Below are 13,078 nucleotides of genomic sequence, written 5' to 3'. Positions count from 1 at the left end.
ATCTACCACCCCGCGGCCGCCACGATCGTCTTGTTATAAAACAGTGGAGTCCCTGAGACACTGCTTATTTCTCCGAAGGAAAGCATCCCTAAAACCGGAATTTCGGGTTTCAGCCTCCCGGCTATTGCCTCCATTTCCCCGGAGAAATCTTTGCCCAGCAATAAATAGCGGGAAACGCAATCAAACAAAATAAGAACTTTGGGAGTGACCGGGGTATTTAAGGCACCTTCCGCTACCCCCCCGGCGGCAGCAACTAGACTTTCAGCATCACCCTCCATGATAGTAGCAATGGTGTTTTCGGGAACTTCTGTAACAAATAAGATGCTTCCGTCTTCCTCTGCTTTCAGCGGGTCCCGAATGATAAATTTTCCCCCGGCAGCGGGCAAGCCCAAGGGGTATTGCATTCCGTAGTAAGGAAATCCGTTTCTGGTACAGCTGCGGACCAGAGCCGTATATCTCTCAAATGCCGGAATTCCGTCAATTTCATAAACTCGCCTGCCCTCCGCCCTGGTTATAGTAAAAGGCTCGCCTGCGGGGCTCCACCCATGGTCCAGCTCCACTTTAAAGTTTATCCCCCTCAATACTGCCGCAGCTACAGCATCACTGCCTACCCCTTCTTCGGTAAATTGGTAAGTGCTGTTGAATCGCAAATTATCCCCGCTGCCTCCTCCTATATACTTAAAGTCCGGCCCCATGGCATTATATAGTCCCCTCAATAGTTCAGAAATGTTGGCGCTCGATCCGTCCGGAAAAAGCAAAACAGTTCCGGGGCTGTCTCCGCCTTTTTCTAATAAAGCCTCGCCCGCTTTTTCACCTCTAGCAAAGGGGCTCGCGGATACATTTTTTTCCAGGTGGGTTACCGCTTCTATTCCTTCTCCGCCGATAGTACAAACACTCAGACCCCTGGCGTATACTTCAAAGCCAAAGATAATACCCGGTACCCAGGCGCCCACCAGGGGGGAATTACCTACCACCCTTACGGCGCCTACAATCACCTCTTCGGGGTCGTAGCCCTCAGTGGTCAAAACCAGCGTCAGGGCTGGTCGTCCGGTCCGGCCCAAAGCCTGCTCCAGAGCGCATTGTACGGCGGCCCTGGCATCGTATTCGTTGCTGAAGCCTAACCCCACACGCAAATCAGGTATTCGGGTCACCGGCCAATATGCCCCTCCTGTCTTCTCACTATAATTCGCAGAGCCGTTTCCGGGCGACGTCAACTTGACTATAAAGACTTTAACGCCAAAGACAGCATACCCACAGTTTCCCTGTCAAACAATGACCGTTTCTGCCCCGCGGCAAGCGGACGGGAACCAGGAAGCCCCTGTGCTCCCGGCTACACAAGGTGTGGACAGTGACCCGGAAGATGCCGCTACCTCGCACGGCAGCAAGAGTTTCTTCTGTCCTGTGGGCACGATCCATTCCTTCTCTAGCACATTTATTCTACAGGTTTCTGCCTTTTTCCTTTGTGGAGAGGAAAATTTTGAGCATAAAAGCCAAGGGCAGCACTTTATACAATATGCTTTGCCTTGACGTAAAGGGGTGTCCAGGGGGAGGGGAAGGGATACTAAAGCTTGAAAACAGCTCAAGCCAAAAATCAATTTTTGGATGTCACGAATAAGGATAAAAATGGTCGAAGACGGGATGAGCTTGGAGGAAAATATTAGTTTGCATCGAATTTCTAACTTACTTAATTAGTTCACTGAAAAAGTCCACTTTTTTACATCGCATAAGAAATGTTAATTCTGGACTGTAGTCCGAGTGAGCTTTCTAACTGCTTCACTTATCTTGTTATACAATTGTTGCCAACCTGTAAATGGTTCAAACGTCTCTAACGCTGGCGCGCTGGAGGGGAGGCTACTATTATTCTTCTGAAGTGTAAATATGGATTACGCCGCAGGATAGTACAGACGACCAGGACTTCCGGGAGCCAGCCGGCTGTGGAAGGGGTGAAACGGTCTTTTACTGCCGTGGGGCGGAGCTTCTCCTGGAAAAGACCGACAGCTGTGATAAGGGGATAACCGCAGGGATAGGAACTGTTTCTACGAAAAAGAAAAAATAATCCCAAAAAAGATGCACAAAGGAGACGGCAGAGCGCATGAACCCAAGCCAGCAAAAAGATGAACTTCACCAACTGGTGGATGCTCTCCCGGAGGAGAAAACCGGGACGGCCAGGAAACTTCTAGAACCCCTGCTTAATGACAGCAGAGGGATTCCGCCAGAAGGCTTAGTGGAGAGGCTACATCTTCTCGAAAGAATCATCGATTGCCTTCCGGATGCCACCCTTGCTGTGGACCGCCAGGGGAGGGTGCTGGTGTGGAACCGGGCTATGGAAGAAATGACAGGGGTCAAGAAAGAAGAAATCCTAGGCAAAAGCGAATACGCTTACGCGGTACCATTTTTTGGGAAACAGAGACCCATCCTCGTAAACATTTTGCTCGGCAATGGTAAGGATTGGGAGCAAGAGTACGAGAAAATAGAGAGGAAGGGCCATATTCTTGTCGGCGAAGGTTTTGCACCTTTCGCCTGCGGTGGCAGAGGGCTTCACTTCTGGACCCTAGTGGCCCCGATCTACGACGATAAAGGGAACCTGCTCGGGGCAGTTCAATGTATCCGCGACATTGGCGAGCGCAAGAGGATGGAAGAGGAATTGAAGCGCTGGAGCACCCGTGATGCCCTCACCGGGCTTTACAACCGCACGTTCTTCGAGGAAGAACTGCGGCGGATGGAAAAGAGCCGCTCTTATCCCATTAGCCTCGTTCTCTGTGACCTCGACGGCTTAAAAATAGTCAACGACATGCTGGGGCACGAGCAGGGTGACGAGCTTTTACGCCGCGCAGCAAAGGTGATCGCGAGTTGTCTCCGGGAGTCTGAGGTGGTAGCCCGAGTTGGCGGAGACGAGTTTGCCATAATCCTGCCGCAAACAGGACGGAAAACAGCTGAGGAAGTGGCCAGGCGTATAATTGAAGCAGCGGAAAGGGACTCTGCCCGGCACCCGGACCTTCCTTTAAGCATCTCCGTGGGGGCGGCGACGGCGGAAGATGCTTCGCGCCCGCTGCGGGAGGTGTACAAAGAAGCAGATGATGCGATGTATATGAATAAGCTGGCCAGCGGGAAAGACCCACGGGCGGCGGTGATCCGCGCCCTCAAGACAGCCTTAGAGGAGAAAGACTTTCACAATACGGAGCGCATGAAAGAGATTGCCTGCTTGCTGGGAGAAGCGGCGGGTTTATCGCGCGAAGAAATTGATAATCTCCGCCTCCTGGTGGACGTGCACGACATTGGTAAGCTGGCAGTACCGGACAATATCCTTTTAAAGCCCGGTCCTCTTACAGAAGAAGAATGGGAAGAAGTCCGGCGGCACCCTGAGGTGGGGTACCGTATTGCCCTCTCTTCGGGAGAGTTAGCCACAGTAGCTCCTTATATTCTTCAACATCATGAACGGTGGGACGGGCGGGGTTATCCTCAGAGCTTGCGGGGAGAACAAATTCATCTTTTAAGCCGCATCCTGGCTATAGTTGACGCCTACGATGCCATGACGTCGGAGAGGCCCTACCGCCGTGCGCTGGCGCACGAGGAGGCCTTGGAAGAGCTCAAGAGATGTGCGGAAAAGCAGTTTGACCCGCATCTTGTGGAGATTTTTGTAGAATTGCTGTCAGGGAAAAAGAACGCCGGGGCAAAAGTGGCACCGGGCCTGCATGGGATGTAAAGTATGCCCGTTTTCTTTCCAGGGCCTTGCTGGACAAACAGAAAGCAGAAAGCAATGATAGTATCAATGTCTATATTTAGCAGGAGCAGGTTCCGGGCTACTTCCCGTTTGCCTTTTAGTTCGCCCTCCAGTTTACCTTCTAATTTTCCTTGCGATAAAATCTCTTGCTTCATTTCATCCAGAGCTATTTCCAGGTTGCTAATCATCTGTTCCACCTCCAGAGGATTGTTGGCATCCAGGATGCAGTCCACTTTTGCCTGTATGCTGGCAGGCAGGACATAGGATTTGTTCACCAGGATGAGGTCGTCGGCCTCGATAGCCTCCACCCATTCTTCCCGAACGATGGTTTTCAGCAGTTCCAGAGAAACTCTTTTGTCGGAAAGGAGTTGCCCGTAACCTTTGTCGTGGGGGTGGTGGGGAGGCTGGAGCTGCCCGTGCAGGAGGAAGACACTTAAGCTCACCGCCGGAACAAATGTTTGAGCATATTATAACTCCGGCGGCGGGAAGAAAGCAAGAGGGAAGAGAACAGATGTAAGGAGGATTTTTACTAGCAGGGAGATATGTTAAAGTCTCTACAGGTTAAGTAAAGCGCCTTAATCTAACAATAACAGGAAGATGACACTTAGGAAAATTACCCTACAAACCAAGTGATGAGACAGGTGGGTACAGTTTGACGCTTACGGCTACTTTTTAACGATTTGGGCAGCCTATTTCCAAAAAGGCAGGATTCTACCTCTCGGTGAAGAATAAAGCATTGTTTAAAGAAGGCAAATCTTTGCAGATTGGGAGCGAAACTGTCGCTGCATCCTGGCCGCCGGTAAGATTGAGGTGTAAAGGTTAAGGAGGAAACGTTGATGCAAGCATCAATCATTCGCGATCCCAACCTGGCCCCCGAAGGCCGGTTGAAGATCGACTGGGTCCGCAACAACATGCCTATCTTAAATGAAATTCGCCGCGATTTCGAAGAACGCCGCCCCTTTGCCGGCAAGCGGGTGGCCATCTGCCTGCACCTGGAGGCCAAGACCGCTTACCTGGCCCTGGTCATCAAGGCCGGAGGAGCAGAAGTAGCCATCTGCGGTTCCAACCCCCTTTCCACCCAGGATGACGTTTGTGCCGGGCTGGCCAGCCAGGGGGTTGCCGTTTACGCCCGCCACGGCTGTACGGCGGAGGAGTACAACACCTTCCTGAACAAAGTCCTGGACACCAGGCCTAATCTCATCATCGATGACGGCGGCGACCTGGTTCATCTCCTCCATACCGGTCGGCGGGAACTCCTGCCGGAGATTATCGGCGGCGCCGAGGAAACGACTACCGGGATTTTACGCCTGAAGGCCATGGAAGCCGAGGGGGTGCTGGCTTTCCCCATGGTCGCCGTTAACAACGGCGACTGCAAGCACCTCTTTGACAACCGCTACGGCACCGGCCAGTCCACCTGGGACGGGATAATGCGCAACACCAACCTGACGGTCTGCGGCAAAACTGTGGTCGTGGCCGGCTACGGCTGGTGCGGCAAGGGTGTGGCCATGCGGGCCAAAGGTCTGGGCGCCCGGGTGATTGTCACCGAGGTCAACCCCATTGCCGCCAACGAAGCCCTTATGGACGGCTTCCAGGTCATGCCTATGCGGGAAGCGGCCAGGTATGGGGATTTCTTTGTTACCGCTACCGGCTGCAAGGACGTCATCCGCGGCGAGCACTACGCCGTGATGAAGGACGGGGCAATCCTCGCCAATGCCGGTCATTTTGATGTGGAAATAAATAAACCGGAACTGATGGCCATGGCCAGGAGCCACCGGGTGGCCCGCCGCAATATCGAGGAGTTTGTCCTGGAAGACGGCCGGCGCATCTATCTCCTGGCCGAGGGGCGCCTGGTGAATATCGCTGCAGCCGACGGTCACCCGGCGGAGATCATGGATCTCACCTTTGCCCTCCAGGCCCTCTCCCTGGACTACCTGCTGAAAAATGCCGGCAAACTGCCCGCCAGGGTTCTTCCTGTGACTGAGGAAATCGACCGCCGGGTGGCGTCCTTACGCCTGCGCTCCCTGGGGGTGGAGATCGATACCCTGACCGAAGAACAGGAACGCTACCTGGCCAGCTGGCGCCACGAGTAGGTGGTATTCTGGACCCTGCCAGGGAAGACCATAAAGTAGCAATGGAGGCTAGAAACTAGAGCGTGATAAGTTTTAAAGAAAGTAAAATTCCCTGCCCGGCAGGAAAACTCAAAATGGCAGGGAATTTTTTTATGTATGCTTTTAGTAAGGAGGTTCCCGGGATGTTACTCTGGCAACTGCCCCGGCGACATCGAGAAAGAATTGGGCAACCGGCTCTAGTTTATCAGGGTCAACAGATCACTTATGGCGAGCTGGTCGAATGGATCGATGCCTACGCCAGGCTCTTTCAGGAACTGGGTGTCAGGCCCGGCGAAAGAGTGGCCATCTGTTCTCCCAACTGCCCGGAATTCATCTACAGCTACCTGGGAGCCCTGCAGGCGGGGGCTATTGTTGTACCCTTGAACCTGATGCTGACCCGGGAGGAAATCGCCTTTATCATCCGGGATGCCGGCTGCAGCACTATGGTCATTCACAGGATGATTGTGGAGCGTACGGGCCTGGCGCCGCAGCAGGCGGCTGCTCTGGGCTTGAAACACCTGCTGGTCCTTGACGAGAAAACCGCGGCCAGGGCCCAGGCTGCGCCACCGGCACCGCCGGTGACGGCATCAGAGGAAGATATCTGCGTTTTCCTCTACACCTCCGGCACTACCGGTCGGCCCAAGGGAGCCATGCTGAGCCATAGAAACTTCCTGGCAGACATTGAAGCCATGGACGCCGTATCCAATCTGGGCCCGGAAAACAACTTCCTCTGCGTGCTGCCCATGTTCCACAGCTTTGCCTGGACGACCAGCGTCCTCCTGCCCCTGTACCTGGGCAGTACCATCACCATTAAAGAAAGCTTCCAGCCCAAGGATACGTTGAAAACCCTCACCGAAGAAAATATCACCGTCTTCTGCGGCGTGCCTTCCATGTATGCCGTTCTCCTGCGTATGGGCGAGAAGGGCCAGTTTAAGACCCTGAAGTTTGCTATTTCCGGCGGGGCTCCCCTGGCGGCAGAGGTCCAGCGCGGCTTTGAGGAAAAATATTCCTTTCCCCTGGTGGAAGGCTACGGCCTTTCCGAAGCGGCGCCGGTGGTCTGCCTGAATCCGCTGTACGGCGTCCGCAAGCCGGGGTCCATCGGCCTTCCCCTGCCGGGGGTGGAGGTTAAAGTGGTGGACGATAATGACCAGGAAGTACCGGTGAATGAAGTGGGAGAGCTGGTAGTCAGGGGTCCCAACGTCATGGCCGGCTATTATAACCAGCCGGAAGAGACGGCCGCCGCCTTAAGGGGTGGCTGGCTCCATACCGGTGACCTGGCGCGGCGGGACGAGGACGGTTATTTCTACATTATCGACCGCAAGAAAGACATGATCATCCTGGGCGGCTTTAATGTCTATCCCCGGGAGGTAGAGGAGGTCCTCTTAACCCACCCGGCCGTACAGGAAGCGGCAGTGGTCGGCGTCGGTGACCCGCTCAAGGGTGAGACGGTAAAGGCTTATATTGTTTTGAAGGAAGGGGCCTCTGCCGACAGGCGGCAGTTACAGGAATTCTTAAAAGAATACCTTGCCGCCTACAAGATCCCCCGCTTATTTGAATTTGTGGCAGAGCTGCCCAAAAGCCCTACAGGCAAGGTGCTGAAAAAGCTATTGAAGGGCTAGGGAATCACCTTGAGTCCTGTCATTTTTTCGGTTAAAATGGTAACAGGCGGGAAGAGGAGTGGTCCCGGTGTCGGTGGCACCAGAGGTGGCAGGTTTGCTGGATCGCCTGCGTAAACACAGTATGACGACATACCAGCATTCCTGTAATGTCGGCAATCTGGCCTGCGCCCTGGCTGAGGGACTGGGGCTCCAGCAGGAAGAAGTGAACATCATTACCCTTGGAGGCCTGTTGCACGATATAGGTAAAACGCGGGTGCGGGCGGCCATTCTCCACAAGGCGGCGCGTTTGACGGCAACGGAGTGGGAGATCATGCGCCGCCACCCGGAATTCGGCGTCCAGATCCTGGCCGGTAATGAGAAATTTGAGGTCATTGAGCCCCTGGTGGCCTATCACCATGAACGCTGGGACGGGCAGGGTTATTGCGGCCTGGGGGGCAGCGATATTCCTCTGGGAGCCCGGATTATTGCCCTGGCCGATGCCTTTGACGCTATGACCTCCTGCCGGGCCTACCAGTATTCCAAGAATTTGCTGGACGGTATCCAGGAGCTGGCGGCAGGGGCCGGTAAGCAGTTTGATCCCCGCCTGGTGCAGCTTTTTTTCGATGTCATGCCGGATATTCTCAAACGCAATAGCCGCCGGGCCGGTTGAAGAAGGTACAGACAGCAAAGCCACCGGGTATAAAAAACCGGTGGCTTTTTAAATTTACCTTTTCTTGCGTTCCTTGTAGGCCTGCAACAACCTGCCGCCGGTGCCGGGGCTGTGGCGGCCGACCTGCATCAAGTAGGCAGAAACACTCCCCTCATAATCGAAATTTTCTCCGAGGAGGGCCAGCTCCAGGGCGCGGCGGGTGACGTTGATCACGCATTCTTCTTCGTGGTTGTCGCGGCAGTCCTGGCACTGCATTAAAACTTCAACCAGGGCAGCAATTAGATCCTGCTGGTAGTAGACGCGCAGGTCGTCCTGGGGGATCAGCTCATGTCCCCGGGGGATGCGGACGGTATTTTTCTGCCGGGCATAGGCCAGGGCCGTCTGGGCGAAACCAATCAGGCAATGGGCTTTATTACAGGTGCCGCATTCGGCCACCGTCTTGCAGCAGCGGTCGATGGCTCCCTGAATCTTTTCCAGGTCGACATTACGGGCAGTCATCATGCTAGACCTCCAATCTTAAAACCCGGCGAAGGCGAGAAAGTCATTTTCTTCCGGCGGGCGGTACCGGGTCAGAAAATCCTCAGGCGGCAGGAACGGTTCCAGCCCCACTCGGGCAATGGTGTTGCAGAGGCGCTCCCGGGGTTCGGCCAGGGCATCGTAACGTTCCAGGATAAAAGTGAGGAGATTTATGACCCCTTCCCCGGTAATGCAGGTGGCAATGGGACGGGCATGGATGGGTTTACGGCTGCCGCCCCGGCCGCCAAGGTAGACGTTATAGGTGTCGCTGCCGGTGGCAATAATGCCGTAATCGGCGCAGAGGGGATCGGTGCAGCCGCGGTGACAGCCGGCTAAGGCGATTTTAAAATCACAGGGAGTGGGACGGTTCATGAACCGGTCCTGGAGTTCCCCGCCCAGTTCGAAAACGTCGCTTAAAGACCGCTGGCAGAGGTCCTTGTTGCCGGCGCAGGCCTTGACATTGCGCACAATTTCGCCGAAAACGCCGACCCTTAAGCCAAGAGCAGCAACGCCGGCCCGTAAATCTTCCAGCTTTGTTTCCGGAATGACAAATATCAAAGTCTGGCGAGTGGTCAATTTACAGTACTGGCAATCAACGTTCCGGGCCAGTTCCCCCAGTCCGGCCAGCTGGGCAGAGGTAAGCACGCCGCACTTGGCGACGATGCCTACTCCCAGGTAACCGGAGCGTTGTTTAAAAATAGCGTCCCCCATTCTATCACCTCCAGTAGTAATAACTATTATTTCTTCACGGAAGGGAAAATTCCTGCTTATAAGGGAAACTCTGCCGGGCTATACTAAGGAGGAAAATGTGAGGAGGGATTAAGATCGAGATGGGTGCCGACAACGCTCCGCTGAGTTACCGCTGCAGCCGCTGTGGCAATACCTTTAAGGTCAACCCGGGCGGCGCCACTATCTGTCCTGTCTGCGGTTTTAACTGTGGCCCGGATAAGTGCCGGCAGATGGAAACCTCTGATGAAGGTTATTAAAGTTAAATTAAGTTAGGTAGAGGAGAACCGGATTATGCTGGCAAGCGAACTAAAGGAATGGGCGGCACGCCGGGGCCTGGTCCTGGGAATAGCCCTGGTCCGGCCCTTTGAATTTGGAGAGGAAGCTTTAAAATGGCGGGCGGAAAGAGGCCTAAAAACCCCTTTTGCCAACGGTAGCCTGGAAGAACGTTGCCGGCCCCGGCTCCTTTACCCTGCGGCTCGTTCCCTGGTAGTGGTAGCCAGCCCCCACCCGGAACCGGCCGTTCCTCCGGGACCGGGGGAGGGACTGATTGCCCGTTACGCCCTGGGACCGGATTACCACGCTGTACTGCAGGGCCATCTCCGGGACCTGGCCGGCCTTTTACAGCAGGCCGGTGCCAGTTTGACCGCCATCCAGGTGGATAGCGGCCCCCTGCTGGAAAGGGAGGCCGCTTACCTAGCCGGACTGGGATATTACGGCGCCAGCTGCAACCTGATTATACCGGGACTGGGATCGGGTGCCTCCCTGGGACTCCTGATAACCGACCTGGATCTGGAACCCGGTGTACCCCTGGAACCAGCTGCCTGCGAGGGCTGCGGTCGGTGCCTGGCAGCCTGCCCGTCGGGAGCTTTAGTAGCCCCTGGCCGCCTGAACCCGGAACGCTGCCTGTCCTACCTGACCCAGAAGCGGGGTGTGATCCCGGCGGAACTGCGCCCCTTTTTTAAGCAATATATCTGGGGTTGTGATGTCTGTCAGGAAGCCTGCCCGGCCAACCGGCGGGAAAGGGGGGGATTACGCGCAGAAATAACATCCGGTTCAGAGCAAAGGCTAACATGGCCGGACCTGGCTGCCATCGTTACTATGGATAAGGATCAATTTAAGCAAACCTTTGGTCCCACGGCTCTGGGCTGGCGGGGAAAAACAGTGCTTCAGCGCAATGCTGTCCTTCTCCTGGGCAACCGGGGTGACCCTCAGGCCCTGGCACCTTTAGCGCAGGCCCTGCGGGCCCCGGCCGCTGTGTTACGTGGGCATGCCGCCTGGGCCCTGGGGCACCTGGGTGCGGCGGGCCGCCCGGTCCTGGAAAAGGCCCGCCGGGAAGAAACCGACCCCTGGGTGTGCCGGGAGATTGAGGAGGCCCTGGCCTTCCAGTAGACGGCTGGCGGGCGTTGGAGTAATATAAAACCCCGGTTTCGAGTTTACCGGGGTTTTATATTGTCCATCTGGAAAACAGCCATTTTCATGCGTTGCAGGTGGCCGGCGTACTGCTAACGGCACTACTTTAAAATTTTAAAGGCCTCCGGTTCGGCCACAAAGGCCTCATACAATGTTTTATTTTTAACAATACTAACGGGCTGGTTGAGATTGGGGGCGGCAACCATCTTCAGGGCTACCGAATTTTGGTAGTGGGTATTTTTAACAAAGTCACCTTTACCGTCTTCGCCCTCCAGGTAGTAATAGGCGGCACCACGCTTCTCCCGGAAGGGACCGTAAAGGGAGGAAAAGTGGCTCTCAATGAGATTGGCCATGACCAGGGGTTGGCTGCCGGGGTTGATGGTTACATGGCCGTAGGCCGGAGGGATGAAGACTTTGTCGCCTTTTTTGGCTTCGACGGCCATAATTTCTTCTACTTCACCGCTGCGGTTATTTTTCTGCAGCAGGTAAATGGCTTCCCCCTCAAGTACTTCGTAGTACTCGGGATAGGTTTCGGAAGAGTGGGGTTTCAGCGGGTGGAAGTGCCCTACGGTTTTAATATACTCTTTACCAATGGTACCCGGCAGGACAACGGTTATATCGTAGCGGATGTCGTGCTGCTGGTACAATTGCCGGTCTTTTTCCAGGCAGACGCCCCGGTACATGTAATAAAGGGGCCGGTCGCTGGGTGGGACATCGGCATAGAGGACTGGTAGGGCATCAGCGAGACGCCGGATATCAGGTTCCGGGGCTAATACCCCGCTGGTAAAAGTTAAAAGACCACTGGGTTCCAGGGTAAAATGCTTCCCTAAAATCATGGAGGATGACCTCCCCGGATTATTTTCTTTACCATTATAACCTAATGGCGCTGAAAAACAACCCTTTTTGGGGCCAGGGACGCTTTGCTGCCATTTAGTTAGACTGCCTTTGCCCGTACATCTCCCGGAAAATGCGGGTAATAACCCTTTTTTCTTCTTCATCAAACAGTCGAGTCACGGAAAATTCCACCACGGTCGTCAGGGTACCATCGGGTAGCTCGTAAATCTCTGACTTGACAATGTGTCCGTAGCCCAGGACCTCCTCGCTTTTAGTCACAATCAGGGCCTCCATACCTACCGGGTGGGCCAGCTTATGGCCCTGGCGAAAGAATCCCAGGATAATATTACCACTGGTACGCTTCCATAGGAGCAGGTTTTCGCCGTCGCCTTTTTGCTCGTTGGGTTTTTGCGGCAGTTCATCCACCGGTAGGCGGATCAGCCAGGTAAACTCGTACTTGTACCCCACACCCATCACCTCGGCGATATTTTTTGCCAATCCTTATATAATCATTCGGCTTCGCTCCTTAGTTTTCCTGCTTCTGTCAGCGATCTTCTTTTTCCGGTTCATGATACATATTTATATAATACTCCTACCTTATATTCGCTGCTATTTTTCCTTTTCCCTGGAAAGGAGGAAGGGCCCGGTGAAAATCCTGCAACGCCTGGAGGAATACCGCCAGGAAGCCAAAAAGTTATACTGGGAAGGCACATTTGCCGATTACCTGGCCATGGTGATTAAGAATCCCCAGCTGGCTCGTCTGGCCCATGCCCGGATATATGACATGATTGCTGCCGCCGGGGTAGAAGAAGTCGACGGCGTCAAGCGCTACCGCTTTTTTAGCGAAGAAATCTTTGGGCTGGAGCGTACCCTGGAAAAGCTGGTGGAAGAGTATTTTCATTCGGCCGCCCGCCGCCTGGATGTGCGTAAGCGCATCCTGCTCCTCATGGGGCCCGTCAGCGGTGGCAAGTCGACCATTGTAACTATGCTCAAACGGGGCCTGGAAAGGTACAGCCAGACCGATGCCGGCGCCGTCTACGCCATTAAAGGATGTCCCATGCACGAAGAACCCTTACATCTCATCCCACGGGAACTCAGGCCGGAGCTCCAGAAGGAATACGGTATCTATATCGAAGGCAGCCTCTGTCCCGTCTGCCAGCTGATGGTCGAAGAGAAGTATAACGGCCGGGTGGAGGAGGTACCGGTGGAACGCATCATACTTTCGGAAGAGAAACGGATCGGAATCGGCACCTTCAGCCCTTCTGATCCCAAATCCCAGGATATTGCCGAACTCACCGGCAGTATCGATTTTTCCACCATTGCCGAATACGGTTCCGAGTCGGACCCCCGGGCCTACCGCTTTGACGGTGAACTCAATATTGCCAACCGGGGGATCATGGAGTTCCAGCTTACTCTTAGAACCATACAACGAGGCGTTAATAATAGAAAGTGCCTGGGTGTTCCAGGCGTTTAGCAGGAGGGGCGGAGAGAG

12 protein-coding genes and 1 pseudogene are annotated in these 13,078 nt (G+C 54.7%); 8 read left to right on the top strand and 5 right to left on the bottom strand.

Going from position 1 to position 13,078, the window contains the following annotated elements; translation table 11 throughout:
- Window positions 1–2 precede the first annotated feature (2 nt).
- Complete coding sequence (locus FLZ89_RS03490) at window positions 3–1,151, bottom strand: FIST signal transduction protein (RefSeq protein WP_141304394.1); 1,149 nt, start codon at window positions 1,149–1,151, stop codon at window positions 3–5.
- Window positions 1,152–2,092: 941 nt separating this feature from the next.
- Between FLZ89_RS03490 and FLZ89_RS03485 the strand changes: the two genes are divergently transcribed.
- The 5 genes from FLZ89_RS03485 to FLZ89_RS03465 all read left to right on the top strand — a co-directional run bounded on the left by FLZ89_RS03485 (window position 2,093) and on the right by FLZ89_RS03465 (window position 8,097).
- Complete coding sequence (locus tag FLZ89_RS03485; protein ID WP_141304393.1) at window positions 2,093–3,703, top strand: sensor domain-containing diguanylate cyclase/phosphohydrolase; 1,611 nt, start codon at window positions 2,093–2,095, stop codon at window positions 3,701–3,703.
- A gap of 164 nt (window positions 3,704–3,867) precedes the next feature.
- Window positions 3,868–4,158, top strand: coding sequence for a hypothetical protein (locus FLZ89_RS15555; RefSeq protein WP_172613425.1), 291 nt, complete (start codon window positions 3,868–3,870; stop codon window positions 4,156–4,158).
- A gap of 399 nt (window positions 4,159–4,557) precedes the next feature.
- A complete protein-coding gene (locus FLZ89_RS03475; RefSeq protein WP_141304392.1) occupies window positions 4,558–5,811 on the top strand; it encodes an adenosylhomocysteinase in 1,254 nt (417 codons plus the stop codon).
- 161 nt (window positions 5,812–5,972) lie between these two features.
- Window positions 5,973–7,448 (top strand): long-chain-fatty-acid--CoA ligase, encoded by a 1,476-nt coding sequence (locus tag FLZ89_RS03470; protein WP_141265316.1) that lies wholly within the window; start codon window positions 5,973–5,975, stop codon window positions 7,446–7,448.
- Window positions 7,449–7,515: 67 nt separating this feature from the next.
- The gene (locus FLZ89_RS03465; protein ID WP_172613424.1) at window positions 7,516–8,097 is read left to right on the top strand and encodes an HD-GYP domain-containing protein; all 582 of its coding nucleotides are present in this window, start codon (window positions 7,516–7,518) and stop codon (window positions 8,095–8,097) included.
- A gap of 54 nt (window positions 8,098–8,151) precedes the next feature.
- Here the strand turns inward: FLZ89_RS03465 and FLZ89_RS03460 are convergent, their stop codons facing one another.
- Together FLZ89_RS03460 and FLZ89_RS03455 are read right to left on the bottom strand one after the other, a co-directional pair.
- Window positions 8,152–8,598, bottom strand: coding sequence for a hypothetical protein (locus tag FLZ89_RS03460; protein ID WP_172613423.1), 447 nt, complete (start codon window positions 8,596–8,598; stop codon window positions 8,152–8,154).
- A gap of 15 nt (window positions 8,599–8,613) precedes the next feature.
- On the bottom strand, window positions 8,614–9,324 hold the full coding sequence (locus FLZ89_RS03455; RefSeq protein ID WP_141265318.1) for a nitrite reductase: 711 nt from the start codon (window positions 9,322–9,324) through the stop codon (window positions 8,614–8,616).
- A 119-nt stretch (window positions 9,325–9,443) separates the two neighbouring features.
- Between FLZ89_RS03455 and FLZ89_RS03450 the strand changes: the two genes are divergently transcribed.
- Together FLZ89_RS03450 and queG are read left to right on the top strand one after the other, a co-directional pair.
- Window positions 9,444–9,599, top strand: coding sequence for a hydrogenase maturation nickel metallochaperone HypA (locus FLZ89_RS03450; RefSeq protein WP_141304391.1), 156 nt, complete (start codon window positions 9,444–9,446; stop codon window positions 9,597–9,599).
- Window positions 9,600–9,633: 34 nt separating this feature from the next.
- Window positions 9,634–10,731: a tRNA epoxyqueuosine(34) reductase QueG gene (queG, locus tag FLZ89_RS03445; protein WP_141304390.1), complete on the top strand. Its 1,098-nt coding sequence runs from the start codon at window positions 9,634–9,636 to the stop codon at window positions 10,729–10,731.
- Between the two features lie 122 nt (window positions 10,732–10,853).
- Here queG and FLZ89_RS03440 read toward each other — a convergent pair whose 3' ends face one another.
- The gene (locus FLZ89_RS03440) at window positions 10,854–11,588 is read right to left on the bottom strand and encodes a glucose-6-phosphate isomerase family protein (protein WP_141265321.1); all 735 of its coding nucleotides are present in this window, start codon (window positions 11,586–11,588) and stop codon (window positions 10,854–10,856) included.
- A gap of 94 nt (window positions 11,589–11,682) precedes the next feature.
- On the bottom strand, window positions 11,683–12,084 hold the full coding sequence (locus FLZ89_RS03435) for a hypothetical protein (protein WP_216363827.1): 402 nt from the start codon (window positions 12,082–12,084) through the stop codon (window positions 11,683–11,685).
- A gap of 148 nt (window positions 12,085–12,232) precedes the next feature.
- On the opposite strand from FLZ89_RS03435, the pseudogene FLZ89_RS03430 reads away from it, so the two are divergent.
- Window positions 12,233–13,054 (top strand): annotated as a pseudogene (locus FLZ89_RS03430) (protein prkA); the annotation flags it as partial.
- Between the last annotated feature and the right edge of the window lie 24 nt (window positions 13,055–13,078).

It is taken from the genome of Moorella sp. E306M (assembly GCF_006538385.1).
Taxonomy (GTDB): Bacteria; Bacillota; DSM-521; order Neomoorellales; family Neomoorellaceae; genus Neomoorella.
The sequence above is the reverse complement of the archived record's forward strand: the minus strand, read 5'-3'. Positions and strand labels throughout refer to the sequence as shown.